Below are 16,888 nucleotides of genomic sequence, written 5' to 3'. Positions count from 1 at the left end.
TGCGCCTCGCCCCGGCGGGGCAGCTCCGATACCTCCCTGGGGGTACGCGGGATGCCTTCCGTCGGGGGTTCCGGACCGGCGTCCGGCGTTCGTAGCGTCTGGAACACCGATCCGACGGGCAGGAGGTCCCCGCGCCATGATCTATTCACCTCAGGCGTCCCACACGCCGGGCACCGCGGCGTCCCGTCCGGGATTCCTGTGCCGCCTGGGCGGCTGGTCGTACCGACACCGCTGGTGGGCGCTGCTGGGCTGGCTGGTGCTGCTGGTCGGCATCGGGGCGGGCGCCTCGGCGGTCGGGGCCGACTACCGCAACGACTACTCGCTGCCCGGCACGGACTCGCAGCGGGCGGTGGACGTGCTGCGGGCGCACGCGCCGGCCGAGGCAGGCGCCTCCGTGCAGGTCGTGGTCGCCGATCCTGCCGGGCTGAGCAGCCCGGGCACCCGCACGCGCGTCGAGGACATGCTGGCGAACGTGCGGACGTTGCCGCACGTCGCGGACGTGCGCGACCCGTACACCACGCCCGAGGCGCTGTCCCGCGACGGCACCATCGGGTACTCGACCGTCACCCTGGACCGCCAGTCGACCGACGTGCCGGCCGCGGACATCCGCCGCCTGATCGACACGGCGCAGGCGGCGCGGGGCGCCGGGCTTCGGGTCGAGCTGGGCGGGGACAGCATCGTCGGCGCCGAGAAGTCCGGTGGCGGCCCGGCCGAGGGCGCCGGCCTGCTCGCCGCGCTGGTCATCCTGGTGCTGCTGTTCGGGTCGATCCTCGCGGCCAGCCTGCCGATCGTCATCGCGATCTTCGCGGTCGGTACCGCGATGGGGCTGGCCATGCTCGCCTCCCATCTGGCCACGATCGCCGACTACACGGTCTCGTTGATGGTGCTGGTCGGCCTCGGCGTCGGCATCGACTACGCGCTGCTGCTGTTCTCCCGCTTCCGCGCCGAGCTGCTGGACGGGGCCACCCGCCAGGAGGCGGTGGACCGTGCTCTGGACGCGGCCGGCCGTACGGTGCTGTTCGCCGGCTGCACGGTGATCGTGGCGCTGCTCGGCCTGGTCGCGCTGGGCCAGGGATCCCTGCAGGGCGTGGCGGTCGCCGTGGCGTTGACCGTGCTGGCCACCATGGCGGCGGCGATCACCCTCCTTCCGGCCCTGCTCGGCGTGCTGGGGCGGCGTATCGAGCGCACCGTCCGCCGCCGCGCGGCGCGCTCCCGGCATGACGGCTCGGGCTGGGCCCGGTGGTCGGGCCTGGTGCAGCGCCATCCCTGGCCCGCCGTGTTGCTGGCCACCGCGGCCCTGCTCGCGCTGTCCGCTCCCCTGCTCGGCATGCGGCTGGGCATCGCCGACGCCGGCAACAACGCCACGTCGCGGACCAGCCGGCAGGCGTACGACCTGATGGCCCGGGGCTTCGGGCCGGGATTCAACGGCCCGCTGATCGTGGTGGTCGACGGTGGTGACGCCGGAGCCGCCGAGATGGCGCGGCGCACCCTTGCCGGCACGCCGGGCGTCCGGGCGGTCACGCCGCCGTTCGGCGGGCCGGACGGCACAGTCAAGACGATCATCGCCTATCCGGACGCGAAGCCGCAGGATGCCCGTACCCAGGAACTGGTCGACCGGCTGCGCAGCGACGTGTTGCCGCCGCTGCACCGGGACACCGGGGCGCGGTTCCTGGTCGGTGGCGCCACGGCGGCCACGGTGGACTTCGCCGCGTCCATCGCCGCCCGGCTGCCCCTGTTCATCGCGGTGGTGGTGGGGTTGTCCGCGGTGCTGCTGTTGCTGGTCTTCCGCTCGCTGCTCATCCCGGTGAAGGCTGCGGCGCTGAACCTGCTCAGCGTCGGCGCCTCGCTGGGCGCGATCGTCCTGGTGTTCCAGCGTGGCGTGCTGGGTGGCCCGCTCGGGGTGCAGACCGGGCCGATCGAGGCGTTCGTCCCGGTCATGATCTTCGCCATCGCCTTCGGGCTGTCCATGGACTACGAGATCTTCCTGCTGTCCCGGATGCACGAGCACTGGCAGCGGCACCGCGACGCGCCGGCCGCGGTACGGGAGGGCATGGCCACCACCGGGCGCATCGTCACGGCCGCGGCGGCGATCATGGTGGTCGTCTTCGCCTCCTTCCTCCTCGACCCCGGGCGGATGCTCAAGCAGTTCGGGCTCGGGCTCGCGGTGGCGGTGCTGGTGGACGCGCTGGTGATCCGCTGCCTGCTCGTACCGGCGCTCATGCAGCTGTTCGGGCGGCGCGCCTGGTGGCTGCCGGCGGCCGTGGCCCGGCGGCTGCCCCGGGTGGCCCTGGAACACCGGTGATCCCCGCCAAGGAGGACGAGATGAAGAACCTGCCCTGGATCCTGCTCGGCGCCTTCGTCGGCATCGTCGCCGGCCTGGTGCTCTCGGAAGTGATCGGGATAGTCGGCGTGCTGGTGTTCCACCGCGCGGTTGGCATCCGGTACCTGCCGCTGATCCTCGCCGCCGTGGGTGCGGCGCTGAGCCCGTGGGTCGCCAACCGGGTACGGCGTACCGGCCAGCACCACCGGCCGGGGAAATGAGTTGATGCGGCTCGACCAAGTCCGCAGTGGGTCCATTCGGGGCGGCCGGCGGATCAGCCGAGTTGTTGCGTGCCAGCCAGCCAGCCCGCGCGCGGCGGACGCCTGACCGCCGCCGTGCCGAAATGATGGACCCCCACCAGCCCTCAATGACACCGTCGATGCGGAGGACGACATGAAGATCAACAGCATTTCCGGCCTGCGTTACCTGGTGAAGGACCTGGACCGGACAGCCGAGTTCTACCAGCTGCTCGGATTCCGGATCGGCAAGCGGGACGAATCGGAGGTCACCTGTTACATCAACTGGTTCTGGGTGATCTTCAGTGTCGACCCCGCCGGCGCCGCGGCGGCGCCTGACTTGGGACCCGCGCTGTACCTAAAGGTGGACGACATCGACGACTCGTACAATGCGCTGCTGGCCAACGGGCTGTCGCCGGCGAGTGAGCCCCGCAAGGACCGCTCGGGCCGCAAGGAGTTTGTCCTCCTCGACCCGGACGGCAATTCGCTCGTCTTCTTCACCAAGTAGTCCCCCGATCCCTCATCGGTGAACGCGCCACCGGGACCGGCGGCGGTGGCACAAGCCACCGCCACCCGTTCGCTCAGGTGCGGTCCGCAGCGGCGCAGCGGTTACCGACACGACCGCGGTCACGTCTGGACCACGATGAGTTCGCCGACCTGTTCACCGATCTGGCGGCGCGGATCCGGCGGCAGCCCGGCGTCGGTGACCAGGACGTCGGCCCGCTCCAGCGGGGCCATGGTGGCGATGCCGGTCGTCTCCCACTTGGTGTGGTCGGCGAGGACGACCAACCGCCGGGCCGCGCCGATCAGCCGCTTGTTGACCGCCGCCTCCAACAGGTTGGGGGTGGTGAAGCCGGCGCGCGGGCTCATCCCGTGCACGCCGAGGAAGAGCAGGTCGATGTTGAGGGTGGCGATGGTCGCCTCGGCGACCGGCCCGGTCAACGCGTCCGACGGCGTACGGATGCCGCCGGTGAGCACCACCGTCTGGTCCGGCCGCGGGTTCTGGTACAGCACGTCGGCGACCGGGATGGAGTTGGTGACGACGGTGAGCCCGGGCACGTCGGCGAGCCGGGCGGCGAGGGCCGCCGTGGTGGTGCCGGCGGAGAGGGCGATGGCCATGCCGGGCTCGACGAGCCGGACGGCGCGTTCCGCGATGGCCCGCTTCTCGGCCTGCTGCCGGACCGACTTCGCGGCGAAGCCCGGCTCGTCGGCCGAGCCGGGACCGGCCAGGGTGGCGCCGCCGTGAACCTTGTCCACCAGGCCGCGCTCGGCGAGCGCCTCCAGGTCCCGCCGGATTGTCATGTCGGAGACGCCGAAGCGGCTCACCAGCTGGCCCACCCGGACGCCCCCGCGCTGGCGGATCAGCTCCAGGATGGCGCTCTGCCGTTGCTGAGCGAGCATGTGGCCTCCTCCGGTCGCACGCGGCACGGTACGCGGGCTCAGTCGGCCGCGGACGGCCCGTCCCGGTACGTGGAGGGGCCCGTCCGGGCCGCTTCCTCGCGGACCACCGCCACCTCGCCGGCCGGTACCACCAGCTCGCCGTCGCACCGGCCGCCGCCGAGCAGCTCTGTGCCGCGTACGGGCAGCCGGGCGTCCCGGTCGGTGTGGTTGATGGCGAACAGCCAGCTCCGGTCGCCGTCGCGGCGGCGGACCACCTCCACGCCGGTTGGGGCCGCCACCGGCGGCCGTACGCCCGCCTCGGCGAGCAACCGCGCCACCAGCCGGTCGGTTCCGGCCTCGTCGAGCCGGGTGGCGAGGTACCAGGCGGCGCCCGCGCCGGCGGGGCGGCGGGTGAGCGCCGGCACCCCGGGCAGCGGCCCGTCGGCGTACGACGCGAGCACCTCGGCCTGCTCGGCGTGCAGCCACTCGGTCCACACGTCCGCGGTGGCGCCGTCGTCGAGGTGGACCCGCTCGCCGGCTCGCAGCGGGAAGAACTCCTCGGTCCGTACCCCGAGCAGGTCGCGGAACGCGCCGGGGTAGCCGCCGAGCCGGATGTGGTCGTTCTCGTCGACGATGCCGCTGAAGTAGGTCACCAGCGCCGTGCCGCCGGCCTCGACGAAGCGGCGCAGGGCCGCGGCGTGGGCGTCGCGGACCAGGTAGAGGGTGGGCGCCAGGACCAGCCGGTAGCCGGAGAGGTCCGCGGCCGGGTGCACCACGTCGGCGGTGACACCGGCCCGCCAGAGCGCGCCGTGCAGGGCGGCGAGCCGGTCGGTGTACGTGACGTCGACGGTGGGGTGCGAGTCGAGTTCGGCGCCCCACCATGCCTCGTAGTCGAACAGGATCGCGACGTCGGACTCGACCCGGCTGCCGCGCACCTCGGCGATGGCGCGCAGGTCCGCGCCGAGCCGGCACACCTCGCGGAACACCTTGGTCTCCGGTCCGGCGTGCGGGACCAGCGCGGAGTGGAACTTCTCGGCCCCGGCCCGGGAGGCCCGCCACTGGAAGAAGAGCACGCCGTCGGCGCCGCGTGCGACGTGGGCGAGGCTGTTGCGGCGCAGCTGGCCGGGCGCCTTGGCCAGGTTGCGGGGCTGCCAGTTGACCGCGCTGGTGGAGTGCTCCATCAGCAGCCACGGGTCGCCGCCGGCGACCCCCCGGCTGTGGTCGGCGGCGAGGGCCAGGCCGAGCTGCGGCGCCGGGTCGGCGGCGGTGAGGTAGTGGTCGTTGGCCACCACGTCCACGTCCGGGGCCCAGGAGTGGTAGTCCAGGTGCTTGAAGCCGCCGATCATGAAGTTGGTGGTGACCGGTTGCGGGGCGATCCGGGTGAGCAGCTCCCGCTCGGCTCGCAGCTGGGCGCGCTGCTCGTCGGAGGAGAAGCGCAGGAAGTCCAGCTGTTGGGTCGGGTTGGCGAACGTCGGCGCCGTACGCGGCGGGTTGATCTCGGCCCAGTCGTGGTAGCGCTGGCTCCAGAACGCGGTGCCCCAGGCGGCGTTGAGGGTGGCCAGGTCGCCGTACCGGTCGCGCAGCCAGCGCCGGAACGCCTCGGCGCTGACGTCGCAGTAGCAGTGCGCGTTGTGGCAGCCCAGTTCGTTCGAGACGTGCCACAGCACCACCGCCGGGTGGCCGGCGTACCGGCCGGCGACGGCCTCGACCAGCGCGAGCGAGCGATCCCGGTACGTCGGCGAGCTGGGACAGTACGCCTGTCGCCCGCCCGGCCACAGCACGGTCCCGTCGGCGCGGCGGGGCAGCGTCTCCGGGTGACGGTGGGCCAGCCAGGGCGGCGGGCTGGCGGTGGCGGTGGCCAGGTCGACGCCGATCCCGCCCTCGTGCAGCAGGTCGAGGACCCGGTCGAGCCACCCGAAGTCGAAGCGGCCCGGTTCGGGTTCGAGCAGCGCCCAGGAGAAGATCCCGACGGAGACCAGGGTGACCTGCGCCCGGCGCATCAACGCGATGTCCTCGGCCCAGGTCTCTTCCGGCCACTGCTCGGGGTTGTAGTCGGCGCCGTACCAGATGCCCGCACCGTGCCAGTTCCGCATGAAAACAGAGCGTGCCCGTTCGGGCCAATCAAGTCAACATGATCAAACATCGACCGACATTAGCCCGTCTACCGGGGCATCTCTTGCCATAACTGGCCTGCGATCATCCATCGACCCCCTTGACAGCGTCGATCCACCGAGTAGCTTCAACCGCCACCGGCTGTTTGTGTTTGGTCATGTGGAGTTTCGGTGATCTGCCGCCGCCAATCCGACCGCCGGCCCGGCCGCCCGTCCCGACCCTTGAGCGCAGGGCCCTCTTCCCGCAGGAGGCACGATGTCCCGTCCTCGTTCGCAAGCCGAATACCTCAGCCGCCTCGTACCCCCGTCCGTCGCCGGTCTCCGCCGCCGCTCGCTGCTCACCGGCGCCGCCAGCACCGGCGCCCTGCTCGGCACGGGCCTGCTCGGCACCGGCCTGCTCGCCGGCTGCGGATCCGACTCGGGTGGCGGCGGCGGCTCCACGACCGTGTCACTCGGCTCCAACCAGTCCGACCCCAAGCCCAAGGACGTCATCGCCAAGGTGGCCGACGGGTTCAAGACCTCCTCGGGGGTCTCCGTGAACATCAACACCGTCGACCACAACACGTTCCAGGAGAACATCAACAACTACCTGCAGGGCAAGCCGGACGACGTGTTCACCTGGTTCGCCGGCTACCGGATGCGGTTCTTCGCGGCGAAGGGCCTGGCCGGCGACCTCAGCGACGTGTGGGGCGACCTCTCCGGCTTCTCCGACGCGTTCAAGAAGGCGTCCACCGGGGACGACGGCAAGCAGTACTTCGTGCCGGCCTCGTACTACCCGTGGGCGGTGTTCTACCGCAAGTCGGTGTGGCAGCCCCGCGGCTACCAGGTGCCGAAGACGCTCGACGAGCTGAGCGCCCTCGGCGCGCGGATGAAGAAGGACGGCCTGATCCCGATCGCCTTCGCCGACAAGGACGGCTGGCCGGCCATGGGCACCTTCGACATCCTCAACCTGCGGATCAACGGCTACCAGTTCCACGTCGACCTGATGGCCGGCAAGGAGGCGTGGACCTCCGACAAGGTGAAGAAGGTCTTCGACACCTGGGCCGGGCTGCTTCCACTGCACCAACCGGACGCCCTCGGCCGCACCTGGCAGGAGGCCGCCCAGTCCCTGCAGCAGAAGAAGAGCGGGATGTACCTGCTCGGCCTCTTCGTCGGCCAGCAGTTCAGCAACGACGAACAGGATGACCTCGACTTCTTCACCTTCCCCGAGATCGACCCGGCCATCGGCACCAAGGCGCTCGACGCCCCGATCGACGGCTACATGATGGCCCGCAAGCCGAAGTCCGAGACCAACGCCAAGAAGCTTCTGCGGTACCTGGGCTCCAAGGACGCGGCTCAGGTCGTGGTCAAGAACGACCCGAGCACCCTGGTCGCCAACACCGGCGCCGACACCAGTGGCTACACGGCGCTGCAGCGCAAGGCCGCGGAGCTGGTGGGCTCGGCCACCGAGATCGCCCAGTTCCTCGACCGGGACACCCGTCCCGACTTCGCCTCCACCGTGATGATCCCGGCGCTGCAGCAGTTCATCAAGAACCCCAAGGACATCGGGGGGCTGCTGACCAGCGTCGAGAACCAGAAGAAGTCGATCTTCACAAGCTGACGGCGGAAGGGAAGGCGCCACCATGTCCGACCTGCCCCTGGTCCAGGCGGACCGCGCCGTGCCGCCACCGGCGCCGGACACCCGCCCGAGCGGTCGCCGCCGGCGGCTGCGTTTGCTGTCGCGCGCCGACCGCGTCGTGATCACCCTGATGGTGCTGGTGCCCCTGGTGCTGGTGGTCGGCCTGGTGTGGCTTCCGGCGGCGGCCACCGTGCTGCTGTCCGGGACCGACTGGGACGGCATCGGCCCACTCGGCGGGATCGACTGGGTGGGACTGCGCAACTACCACGACGTGGTGAGCATCTACCCGCCCTTCGCCCCCGCGGTACGGCACAACGTGCTGTGGCTGGCCGCGCTGTTCGTGGTGGCCAGCCCGTTCGGGATGTTCCTCGCCGTGCTGTTGGACAAGGAACTGCGCGGGGGCCGGTTCTACCAGACGGCGCTCTACCTGCCGGTGGTGCTCTCGCTCGCGCTCATCGGCTTCATCTGGCAGCTCATCTACAGCCGCGACCAGGGCCTGCTCAACGCGGTGCTCGGCGGAAACACCGACTGGTACGGCGATCCGAAGGTCAACATCTGGGCGGTGCTGGTCGCCGCCAGCTGGCGACACGTCGGCTACATCATGCTGCTCTACCTGGCCGGGTTGAAAAGCGTCGACCCGACGCTGCGGGAGGCCGCCGCGGTGGACGGCTCCTCCGAGGTCAGCACGTTCTTCCGGGTGATCTTCCCGGTCCTGCGGCCGGTCAACGTGATCGTGCTGGTGGTGACGGTGATCGAGGCGCTGCGCGCGTTCGATCTGGTCTGGGTGGTCAACAAGGGCCGCAACGGGCTGGAGCTGCTCTCCGCCCTGGTCACCCAGAACGTGGTGGGCGAGGCGAGCCGGATCGGCTTCGGCTCGGCGCTGGCGACGGTCATGCTCCTGGTCTCGCTGCTGTTCATCAGCGTCTACCTGTTCACCGTGATGAGGGAGGACGAGCGATGACGACCGTACCGGCCGACCGGCGCCGGCCCGTGCGGCCCGCCCGGGTGGTCCTGCACCTCTTCCTGGCCACCGTGGCCATCGGCTGGCTCTTCCCCATCCTCTGGGCGGTGCTGACCTCGCTCCGGTCCTACGACTACACGGCCCGGCACGGCTACGTGTCGCTGGGCGGTTGGACGCTGAACAACTACTTCACCGCCTGGCGCACCGCCGACTTCGGCACGCACTTCCTCAACTCCGTCTACATCACGGTGCCGGCGGTGCTGCTCACGCTGCTGCTCGCCTCCTGCGTGGCGTTCGTGATCGCCCGCTTCCCCTGGAAGCTCAACATCGCCCTGCTCGGCCTGTTCACCGCGGCGAACCTGCTGCCGCAGCAGGCGCTACTGATTCCGCTGTTCCGGCTGTTCACCCAGGTGCCGCTGCCGGCCTGGATGAGCGACTCGGAGCTGCTCTACGACAGCTACTGGGGTCTGATCCTGGTGAACGTGGCCTTCCAGTGCGGCTTCTGCGTCTTCGTGCTCAGCAACTACATGAAGGCCCTGCCGCACGAGCTGTACGAGGCGGCGATGGTCGACGGGGCCAGCGTGTGGCGGCAGTACTGGCAGATCACCATGCCGCTGTGCCGGCCGGCGCTGGCGGCGCTGGCCACCCTGGAGGTGACCTGGATCTACAACGAGTTCTTCTGGGCGACCGTGCTGATGCGCTCCGGCAACAAGTTCCCGGTCACCAGCTCGCTGAACAACCTGCGGGGCGAGTTCTTCACCGACAACAACCTGGTCTCCGCCGGCTCGGTGCTCGTCGCGGTGCCCACCCTGGTGATCTTCTTCCTGCTGCAGCGGCACTTCGTCCGGGGCCTCACCCTGGGATCGGCCAAGGGCTGACGACCGGGCCGTTGCGTGCGCGGCTCGCAGGCGGTCAGCGGGCCTTCTTCGTCGCTCGCTTGCGGGGCGGCGTCAACAGGTCGGCGACCGTGGCGATGGCGGACGGCACCAGGCGGTAATACGCCCAGACGCCGCGCTTGTCACGCTCGATCAGACCGGCCTCGGTGAGGATCCGCAGGTGGTGGCTGACGGTCGGCTGGGAGAGCCCGAGCGGCTCGGTGAGGTCGCTGACCGACGCCTCCCCCTCCGGCGCCGACTGGATCAGGCTGAGCAGTCGCAGCCGGGCCGGGTCGGCGAACGCCTTCAGGACACCCGCGAGCCGTTCGGCGTCGGCGCGTTCGATCGGCTCGCCGGCGAGGGGCGAGATGACAGGCTTGGCAGTCTCCACAGTTCCCACGTCATACATCGTTGCAGCAAGCACCATCGATCCGCTGGTGAACGAGGGCAGGATCACCATGAATTTGCTGCGGAGCCCACCTGGTACGCCGACGACAACGCCGGCGCGCTCCGGATCACGCGCCCCGGGGCCCCGGCCATCCGACGGAAATCCGATAGGCAGCGACGCAGCGAGGCGGGGCTGCCGGTCAGGATGCCGACAGGACGTCGACGACGAAGCGCAGCGCGCCAGCAGGCTGTCCGCCGGTGGGTTTGTCGCCGTACGCCAGCTTGGCCGGGATGTCGAGCTGCACCCGGCTGCCGATCTTGGCCCCGATCAACCCCTGGTCCCAGCCCTTGATCACCCGGCCGGCCCCGACCGGGAAGCTGAACGCCTGCGAGCGGCTCCAGGACGAATCGAACTCCTTGCCGTCGGCGTAGGTCACGCCGACGTAGTTCACGTTCACCGTCTGACCCGACTCGACCGCCGCGCCCGTGCCCGGGATGAGGGTCGTCGTCTTGAGCGCGGTGAGGGGCCCGGTGCCCGCGGTCACGGCCGGCTTCTTGCCCAGGGCGGGGTCGGCGCCGGCCGGTAGGGGCGGAAACGCCGCGCTCGCCGAGACCGCGTCGGGGCTGGGCGTGGAACTGGCGGCCGCGGCCGCGCTGGTCGTCGGCTGCGACGAGGAGTGGGAGATCCACACGATCAACCCGACGACCAGGGCCAGCACGGCCACCGCGGCGCCTCCGACGGCCAACGCCTGCTGGCGTTTCTGTCTCGCCCGGGCGCGCGCCTTGGCGGCCTTGGCCTCGGCCCGCTTCTCGGCCTTGGTCTTGGGTGGCGGCGCGGCGGCGTTCCGGCGGGGCGGAACGGCGGTCGCGCGTTTGGCGGCCGCGCTGCCGCGGCTCGTCACGGGATCGGGCACCGGATGAGAGTACGTCAGGTCGGGCCGTGGGTCCGGCCCGTGCCCAGCGGCGGCGGTGGTCATGCCGGAGACGGCCGAGCCGGTTGACGGCATCGCAGTACATCGATACCCTCCCCGAAATGGCTCGAAATATCATCGAAAGTTTCGACTGCGGAGGGTCGGCATGAGACGGGGACTGCGGTTGGGGGTCGCGCTGCTGGCCATGGCGCTGGCCGGAAGCACCACGGCCGCGGCCGCGGCCCCCGCCGGCCCGGGTCACTTCAGGCCGCCGGCCGACTCGCTGCGTGCGCTGGCCGCACCGACCGGCCTGCGCTTCGGCACCGCCGTCGTCCCGTCCGACTTCGACAACCCCGCCTACGCCAAGGTCGTCGGCGAGCAGTTCTCCGTGCTGACCCCGGGCAACGAGATGAAATGGCAGCTGGTCGAGCCCACCCGCGGCACGTACGACTGGTCCGGCGGGGACCGCGTGGTCACCTTCGCGCAGGCGCACGACCAGCTGGTACGCGGGCACACCCTGATGTGGCACAACCAGCTGCCGGACTGGCTGACCACCGGGGTGTCCGACGGCAGCATCAGCAACGACCAGCTACGCGCCCTGCTGCACAAGCACATCACCGACGAGGTCACCCACTTCAGGGGAAAGATCTGGCAGTGGGACGTGGCCAACGAGTTCTTCGCCAACTCCTGGGACCCGCACCCGCTCGCCGATGGCATCAACGGCGACGACTTCTGGGTGTCACACCTTGGCGAGGGCATCCTCACCGACGCGTTCCGCTGGGCACACGAGGCCGACCCGCACGCGCTGCTGTTCTACAACGACTTCAACATCGGCGGCGAGGACGGCACGAACGCCAAGGCCGACGCGGTGTATGCCTGGATCAAGAGGATGCGCGCCGAGGGGGTGCCGATCGACGGGGTGGGCAGCCAGGGCCACGTGGACACCCAGTACGGCTACCCGAGGCAGCTGACCGACGACCTGCGCCGGTACGCGAGCACCGGAGCCAAGGTGGCCATCACCGAGGCGGACGTACGCACCTTCGTGAACAACGCGACCGAACAGGTGCCCACCGACCACCTCGCGGAGTTCGCCCAGCCCTACGAGTTTTCCAACATGCTCAAGGCGTGCCTGGCCGTGCCCGAGTGCCTCTCGTTCACCGCGTGGGGCTTCACCGATGCCGAGTCGTGGATCCCGGACGTGTTCCCCGGCGAGGGCTACGCCCTCCTCTACGACGTGCACCTCAACCCCAAGCCCGTCTACACCGACCTGCAGGACGACCTGCGACTCGCCCGCCACGGCGCACCGCACCGGCGGTAGGCGCCGCATCCTCCGCTTCCTTTTTAGCGATCAGGGCCACGGCGGGTGACCGTCCCGGCCGGCGACCGCCGCCGGCCGGGGTCGCCGCGGAACCGCCGCTGGCCACCGCCTCGACCGGCACGCTGCTGGTCCTGCTCGGCGGCGGCGTGACCTTGACCTCGGCTTCGGGGCGTGGGGATGGTTCTGGCTCGCCTGCATCGCCGTGGTCTGCACCGTCGCGGCGATGCTGACCTTCTTCGCCGGCCTGGAGCGCACCGGTCCATCGACGGCAGCCATCCTGTCCACCTTCGAGCCCGTCGTCACCGCGGCGCTGGCCGCTCTCGTCCTCGGCGAGTCGCTGAGCCCGGTGCAGCTCGCCGGCGGCGCCCTGGTGTTGTGCTCGGCGGCCGTCCTCCAGCTTCGCCGCGCCGACGCCGGCCACCGCATCGGGACTCGCCCCAGACTCCCCGGCCAGGCCGCCCGGGGTGCGCTGCCGGGTGATGGCGGTGGGCCACAGCGCGTCTGGCCGGTCGGCGACGAACCGGACGCCTCATCCACCACGGCCCGGGCCGAGACGGGCCGTCCGGGCCACTGAGATCAGCTCACCGAGCCCTACCAGCGGATAGCTCTCCTGCCCCTCCGGGCAGATCCTCGGGCGGGTCGCCGACCACCGCAGCGATCAGAGCTGTCCGAGATCCACCTCGAACGGGAAGGGCGTGGCCAGCTTCACGACGTCGGTGAAGACCCCACCCTCCCGATAACGGCGGGTCGCCGGGTCGAGGACGTATGTGTAGAGGACAGGAGCACCCGTGGCGATCTGCTCAACCCGCCAATAAAACTGAATTCCAGCCCTCGCGTACTGGTCGGCCTTGACGATCCGGTCGGTCGTTTCCGACCCGGGAGAGACCACCTCGACCACCAGGAGCACATGCCCGGGCCGGGTCGGAGCGACGTCGATACTCTCCGCCCTATAGACCGTCACGTCAGGGCGGAGGTTATTGAGCGGCACATCCTGCAGCCGGACATCGAAGTCGACATCAGCGTTCCAGTCCGGTCCCGCGGCCGTATCGAGGGCATTCGCCAGAAGCCTGGCCAGGCGGTTGTGCCGCTTGGAGGCACTCGGACTGACCAGGACCATCCCATCCACGATCTCAATACCCGCGCACTGCTCTTCTGTCCACGTCGCGTACTGCTCGGCCGTCACCTGCTCATGCATCCAGGTCGTCGCGACCATCGCCGCAGTCACATACACCCCCTGAACGCCTGTCGGCCGCCGACCTTCAAGATATCGCAGCGTCGGCTACGGGCGGACCTCTCCGAAAGGTACAAATACCAACCAATAGGCTCTTAGTCGAGATCTTGCACGTCGGCGCTGCCCCGTCCGGCCCGAGCGGCGGCCCACCCAGGTTCGGCCAGCGCGGCAGCTGCCGCGCCTGGTTGCCTCCGCCGAAACGGCAATGCCGGACGGCGACCACCAGTTCGCAGGCAGCCGGCGGCGAGTTCTAGGCTCTCGAGCGTGGCCAGGTACTTCGACGTGCATCCGGGCAACCCGCAGCCCCGGACCATCGGGCAGGTGGTCGACCTGATCCGCGACGGTGGGCTGATCGCCTACCCCACCGACTCGTGCTTCGCGCTCGGCTGCGCTCTGGGCAACCAGGAGGGAATCGACCGGATCCGGGCCATCCGGCACCTCGACGACCGGCACCACTTCACCCTGGTCTGCCGGGACTTCGCGCAGCTCGGGCAGCTCGTTCAGATCAACAACGCGTCCTTTCGGATGATTCGTTCGGCGACCCCGGGCCCGTACACCTTCATCCTGACTGCCACGAAGGAAGTGCCGCGCCGGTTGCTGCACCCGCGGAAGAAGACGGTCGGTGTCCGGATCCCCCAGCACGCGGTCGCCCAGGCGCTGCTGGCCGAACTGGGTGAGCCACTGGTGTCCAGCACCCTGCTGCTGCCGGGTGAGGAGGAGCCGATGACCCAGGGCTGGGAGATCAAGGAGCGGCTCGACCACGCCATCGACGCGGTGATCGACTCCGGCGAGTGCGGCACCGAGCCCAGCACGGTGGTCGACCTCTCGGACGGCGAGCCCGAGATCCTGCGCGAGGGCGCTGGCGACCCGTCCCGCTTCCGGTAGGAGCGCCGATTGGAAGGAACGGCCGCCCCGCGCGGCCGCGTCTATCCGTCCGAGTCGCCCCAGATGGCCTTGAGCGCCGTGTCGAGTGCCTGGTCCGCCGGGACGGGTACATCGGGAGTCACTCCCACCCCTTCCCAGTTGGTGCCCGTGACGCTGTTGATGGTCCGGGCAGTCGGCACGGTCACGAGGATGTGTTCAGTGATCGCGTAACGGGCCGTCGGATGCGCGCCGCCACGTGTCGTCTCACCGACCACGACGGCCCGGCCGTGCGACTGAAGGGTGTACGCCACGTCCTCACCCCCGGAGAACGTATCCGGGCTGGTGAGCACATAGACCGGACGATCCACATAGCGCGGCGCGGGCAGGTGCGCGGTCGTCCAGAACTGGCGTGTGGCGCCGGTGGACTGCTCGTAGAAGTCGTTGAGGTGCACCTGATCGTCGCGGAAGAAGTAGCTGCACCACATCGCGGCTCCCTCCGGCACTCCGCCGGCACACGCGCGCACGTCGAGGATGAGCGCGGAGCTGAGGGCGACCAACCGCATGGCCGCGCCGATCGTCTCGGCGCCTTCGTCGGCGTACGGGATGCGTCGCACGTCGATGAGCCCGACATTCCCGTCCAAGCGCTCGACACGGCGGATCCCCTGATTCTCCGCCCTGAGCAGCGCGAGGAACGCAGCCCGCCCTCCGTCTTCGTCCGCTGGATCCAGCGACTGCGGCTGGTCCGCCCACAGCAGCCGCAGATGCCTGTCCGGGCACGCCTGCTGAAGGTGAGCGGTCACCGTCTCGCAGAGCGCCGGCCCGTCCAGGTGCTCGTACTCGCCTGCCGCCAGACGGCGCCGGATCGCGGCGTCGATGTCCACCACCTTCGCCGGAAAGACGTACCCTGCCTCGATCCGATCCAGTGCCTGTCCGATGATCTGTTCGTTTGAGAGCACGGCGGCCCACGCTAGACCGCACCCGGCCTCATGACCACCGGATTTCTCGCTCCCCCTGGTGCGCCACCTGCGCTCGCGGTGCGCTACCTGCTCCCCGAGCCTCGCCGGAACAGCAGCACGGTGATGCCGCTGACCCGCCACCGGCCCGTCTGGCGGTAGGCCCGGGCCAAGGCGTCCCTTACCGGAGGCAGCTGCACCTCCGGCCGGTGGCTGGACAGCGCGTCCGGCACGACCTCCCAGACGCGCGCCACTCCGGCCAGGGCCGCGGCCGGCGAGGTCACCTGCGGGGTCCAGAAGCTGCCGACCGCGGTGCGGGAGGTCGCCGCCAGGATGTCCCGGGGGGTGTTGTGGCGCAGGTTGTACTCCATCGCGATGTCGACGAACTGCCAGCCGGCGCGCTGGTAGACGATCGCGTCGCCGGGCAGCTCGTCGTGCGCGATCACCCGGGCGGCGCCGCGATAGTCGATCAGCTGGGCCGAGGTCTGCTCGTGTGAGCGGCGGACCTCGGCCTGCTCGGGCAGGGTGATCAGGGCGAGCAGGACCACCACAGCCAGCCCGAGCGGCAGCCGTAGCCGCGCCAGCGCCAGGCCGGCGAGCACGCAGGCCAGGGGCGCGACGAACAGCACGTAGCGGTGGTTGAAGACCGGAACGAAGAGGCCGAGTACGGCCAGACCGGCGATCGGGGCCAGCGTCAGCAGGCCGAACACCCGCCCTGGCCCGCCGCCCAGGAGCGCGCCCGCGGCGGCCAGCACCAGCAGAGCGCCCGCCGCGACGGCGCCGCAGCAGACGCCGGCCGGCAACTCGGCGACCAGGTAGAGCGTCGTACGGTGGAAGGTGCCCAGCTGGGTCCCGGTCTGGGTGTATCCCCGCAGCATCAGCGGCACCAGCATGCTGACGGCGGCCAGCACGGCGACGCCCGGCCCGAGCAGCGACCGCCAGGAGCGCGTGGTCCGGGCGTGATGGAGCACGGCGACCAGATGGCCGGCGAACAGCAGCAGCATCGCCAGGTGGAGCAGGCCGAGCACGGCCAGCGCCACGGCGTAGGCGAACCACAGGCGCCGGCGAGGCCGGCGCAGCGCGAGGAACAGCAGCAGGGTCGCCGCCAGCGCGGCGAACTCCCCCAGGGCGTACGGCCGGGCCTCCTGCCCGTAGCGGATCGTCGACGGCAGGACCGCGTAGACCAGACCGGCCAGCAGGCCCGCCCACCGGCCGGCCAGCAGCGTGCCCAGCACGGCGACGAGCCCGGCCGTCGCCACCGCGGCCAGGACGGACGGCACCCGCAGGGAGACCACCGAATCACCGAACAGGGCGATCCACAGGTGCAGGAGGCGGTAGTACGGCTCCAGGACGCCGTCGATGTGTTCGGTCAGCCGGTCCAGGGCGGCCGGCGACCGGGTGGCCGCCCACCAGGTCGCGTACTCGTCGCGCCACAGCTGCGGTCGCGAGACGTGCCAGCCGACCACCACGGCCGTGAGAAGAACCGGCACCAACCACACCTGACCGGCGAGCCGGGCCCGGACGTCGCCCGCGGGTACCTTCAGCACCGCCGGGGACAACGGCAACCCGCCGGGGCCGCGGCTGCGGGTTCGCTGGGGATGTGTGAACCGGTCACGGCGCGCCCATGGTGGCACAGGCAGGATCTCGGAATGCGGCACCACCGGGCCAGGATGTCATGTCGGGGCAGGCCGGGGCGCACGGCGGTCCGCAACCGGGCACACGA

The 16,888-nt window shown here is 70.7% G+C and carries 16 protein-coding genes; 9 read left to right on the top strand and 7 right to left on the bottom strand.

Features of this window, described 5'->3' with window-relative positions:
- The first annotated feature begins 136 nt into the window (after positions 1-136).
- The 3 genes from ACFFHU_RS26055 to ACFFHU_RS26045 all read left to right on the top strand — a co-directional run bounded on the left by ACFFHU_RS26055 (position 137) and on the right by ACFFHU_RS26045 (position 3,064).
- Positions 137-2,302 (top strand): MMPL family transporter, encoded by a 2,166-nt coding sequence (locus ACFFHU_RS26055; protein ID WP_377342894.1) that lies wholly within the window; start codon positions 137-139, stop codon positions 2,300-2,302.
- Positions 2,303-2,322: 20 nt separating this feature from the next.
- Positions 2,323-2,541 carry a DUF5957 family protein gene (locus ACFFHU_RS26050; RefSeq protein WP_377342892.1) on the top strand — a complete coding sequence of 73 codons (219 nt, stop codon included), beginning with the start codon at positions 2,323-2,325 and terminating at the stop codon, positions 2,539-2,541.
- Between the two features lie 172 nt (positions 2,542-2,713).
- Complete coding sequence (locus tag ACFFHU_RS26045; protein WP_377342891.1) at positions 2,714-3,064, top strand: VOC family protein; 351 nt, start codon at positions 2,714-2,716, stop codon at positions 3,062-3,064.
- 119 nt (positions 3,065-3,183) lie between these two features.
- Here ACFFHU_RS26045 and ACFFHU_RS26040 read toward each other — a convergent pair whose 3' ends face one another.
- Together ACFFHU_RS26040 and ACFFHU_RS26035 are read right to left on the bottom strand one after the other, a co-directional pair.
- Positions 3,184-3,957: a DeoR/GlpR family DNA-binding transcription regulator gene (locus ACFFHU_RS26040; protein WP_377342890.1), complete on the bottom strand. Its 774-nt coding sequence runs from the start codon at positions 3,955-3,957 to the stop codon at positions 3,184-3,186.
- Between the two features lie 38 nt (positions 3,958-3,995).
- Positions 3,996-6,029, bottom strand: coding sequence for a beta-galactosidase (locus ACFFHU_RS26035; protein ID WP_377342889.1), 2,034 nt, complete (start codon positions 6,027-6,029; stop codon positions 3,996-3,998).
- Between the two features lie 274 nt (positions 6,030-6,303).
- Between ACFFHU_RS26035 and ACFFHU_RS26030 the strand changes: the two genes are divergently transcribed.
- From ACFFHU_RS26030 to ACFFHU_RS26020, 3 genes are read left to right on the top strand one after another with little or no spacing between them, the layout of a single operon-like run.
- Positions 6,304-7,647: an ABC transporter substrate-binding protein gene (locus ACFFHU_RS26030; RefSeq protein ID WP_377342888.1), complete on the top strand. Its 1,344-nt coding sequence runs from the start codon at positions 6,304-6,306 to the stop codon at positions 7,645-7,647.
- 22 nt (positions 7,648-7,669) lie between these two features.
- Complete coding sequence (locus tag ACFFHU_RS26025) at positions 7,670-8,626, top strand: carbohydrate ABC transporter permease (RefSeq protein ID WP_377342887.1); 957 nt, start codon at positions 7,670-7,672, stop codon at positions 8,624-8,626.
- On the top strand, positions 8,623-9,504 hold the full coding sequence (locus ACFFHU_RS26020) for a carbohydrate ABC transporter permease (protein ID WP_377342886.1): 882 nt from the start codon (positions 8,623-8,625) through the stop codon (positions 9,502-9,504). Before ACFFHU_RS26025 ends, ACFFHU_RS26020 begins: the two co-directional genes overlap by 4 nt.
- Before the next feature lie 34 nt (positions 9,505-9,538).
- On the opposite strand, the gene ACFFHU_RS26015 is transcribed toward ACFFHU_RS26020, so the two are convergent.
- Positions 9,539-9,910, bottom strand: coding sequence for an ArsR/SmtB family transcription factor (locus tag ACFFHU_RS26015; RefSeq protein ID WP_377343490.1), 372 nt, complete (start codon positions 9,908-9,910; stop codon positions 9,539-9,541).
- Positions 9,911-10,088: 178 nt separating this feature from the next.
- Positions 10,089-10,802, bottom strand: coding sequence for an FKBP-type peptidyl-prolyl cis-trans isomerase (locus tag ACFFHU_RS26010; protein WP_377342885.1), 714 nt, complete (start codon positions 10,800-10,802; stop codon positions 10,089-10,091).
- Between the two features lie 163 nt (positions 10,803-10,965).
- Between ACFFHU_RS26010 and ACFFHU_RS26005 the strand changes: the two genes are divergently transcribed.
- Both ACFFHU_RS26005 and ACFFHU_RS26000 read left to right on the top strand, forming a co-directional pair.
- Positions 10,966-12,117, top strand: coding sequence for an endo-1,4-beta-xylanase (locus ACFFHU_RS26005; protein WP_377342883.1), 1,152 nt, complete (start codon positions 10,966-10,968; stop codon positions 12,115-12,117).
- A 223-nt stretch (positions 12,118-12,340) separates the two neighbouring features.
- Positions 12,341-12,691 carry a DMT family transporter gene (locus ACFFHU_RS26000; RefSeq protein WP_377342882.1) on the top strand — a complete coding sequence of 117 codons (351 nt, stop codon included), beginning with the start codon at positions 12,341-12,343 and terminating at the stop codon, positions 12,689-12,691.
- Between the two features lie 84 nt (positions 12,692-12,775).
- Here ACFFHU_RS26000 and ACFFHU_RS25995 read toward each other — a convergent pair whose 3' ends face one another.
- On the bottom strand, positions 12,776-13,342 hold the full coding sequence (locus ACFFHU_RS25995; protein WP_377342881.1) for a Uma2 family endonuclease: 567 nt from the start codon (positions 13,340-13,342) through the stop codon (positions 12,776-12,778).
- A gap of 270 nt (positions 13,343-13,612) precedes the next feature.
- Between ACFFHU_RS25995 and ACFFHU_RS25990 the strand changes: the two genes are divergently transcribed.
- Positions 13,613-14,233 carry an L-threonylcarbamoyladenylate synthase gene (locus ACFFHU_RS25990; protein ID WP_377342880.1) on the top strand — a complete coding sequence of 207 codons (621 nt, stop codon included), beginning with the start codon at positions 13,613-13,615 and terminating at the stop codon, positions 14,231-14,233.
- 41 nt (positions 14,234-14,274) lie between these two features.
- Here ACFFHU_RS25990 and ACFFHU_RS25985 read toward each other — a convergent pair whose 3' ends face one another.
- Positions 14,275-15,168 carry a S41 family peptidase gene (locus ACFFHU_RS25985; protein ID WP_377342879.1) on the bottom strand — a complete coding sequence of 298 codons (894 nt, stop codon included), beginning with the start codon at positions 15,166-15,168 and terminating at the stop codon, positions 14,275-14,277.
- An 83-nt stretch (positions 15,169-15,251) separates the two neighbouring features.
- On the bottom strand, positions 15,252-16,655 hold the full coding sequence (locus tag ACFFHU_RS25980) for a glycosyltransferase family 39 protein (protein ID WP_377342878.1): 1,404 nt from the start codon (positions 16,653-16,655) through the stop codon (positions 15,252-15,254).
- Positions 16,656-16,888: the final 233 nt, after the last annotated feature.

Origin of the sequence: Plantactinospora siamensis (genome assembly GCF_042434095.1) — a bacterium.
In the GTDB taxonomy this organism is placed as follows: domain Bacteria; phylum Actinomycetota; class Actinomycetes; order Mycobacteriales; family Micromonosporaceae; genus KBS50.
The sequence above is the reverse complement of the archived record's forward strand: the minus strand, read 5'-3'. Positions and strand labels throughout refer to the sequence as shown.

Excerpts from the sequence above, each read along its gene's own strand:
- ACFFHU_RS26045 (WP_377342891.1), top strand. The coding sequence starts at position 2,714 with ATGAAGATCAACAGCATTTCCGGCCTGCGTTACCTGGTGAAGGACCTG.
- ACFFHU_RS26000 (WP_377342882.1), top strand. The coding sequence starts at position 12,341 with ATGCTGACCTTCTTCGCCGGCCTGGAGCGCACCGGTCCATCGACGGCA.
- ACFFHU_RS26015 (WP_377343490.1), bottom strand. The coding sequence starts at position 9,910 with ATGTATGACGTGGGAACTGTGGAGACTGCCAAGCCTGTCATCTCGCCC.
- ACFFHU_RS26050 (WP_377342892.1), top strand. The coding sequence starts at position 2,323 with ATGAAGAACCTGCCCTGGATCCTGCTCGGCGCCTTCGTCGGCATCGTC.
- ACFFHU_RS26005 (WP_377342883.1), top strand. The coding sequence starts at position 10,966 with ATGAGACGGGGACTGCGGTTGGGGGTCGCGCTGCTGGCCATGGCGCTG.
- ACFFHU_RS26020 (WP_377342886.1), top strand. The coding sequence starts at position 8,623 with ATGACGACCGTACCGGCCGACCGGCGCCGGCCCGTGCGGCCCGCCCGG.
- ACFFHU_RS26040 (WP_377342890.1), bottom strand. The coding sequence starts at position 3,957 with ATGCTCGCTCAGCAACGGCAGAGCGCCATCCTGGAGCTGATCCGCCAG.
- ACFFHU_RS26055 (WP_377342894.1), top strand. The coding sequence starts at position 137 with ATGATCTATTCACCTCAGGCGTCCCACACGCCGGGCACCGCGGCGTCC.
- ACFFHU_RS26030 (WP_377342888.1), top strand. The coding sequence starts at position 6,304 with ATGTCCCGTCCTCGTTCGCAAGCCGAATACCTCAGCCGCCTCGTACCC.
- ACFFHU_RS26025 (WP_377342887.1), top strand. The coding sequence starts at position 7,670 with ATGTCCGACCTGCCCCTGGTCCAGGCGGACCGCGCCGTGCCGCCACCG.
- ACFFHU_RS26035 (WP_377342889.1), bottom strand. The coding sequence starts at position 6,029 with ATGCGGAACTGGCACGGTGCGGGCATCTGGTACGGCGCCGACTACAAC.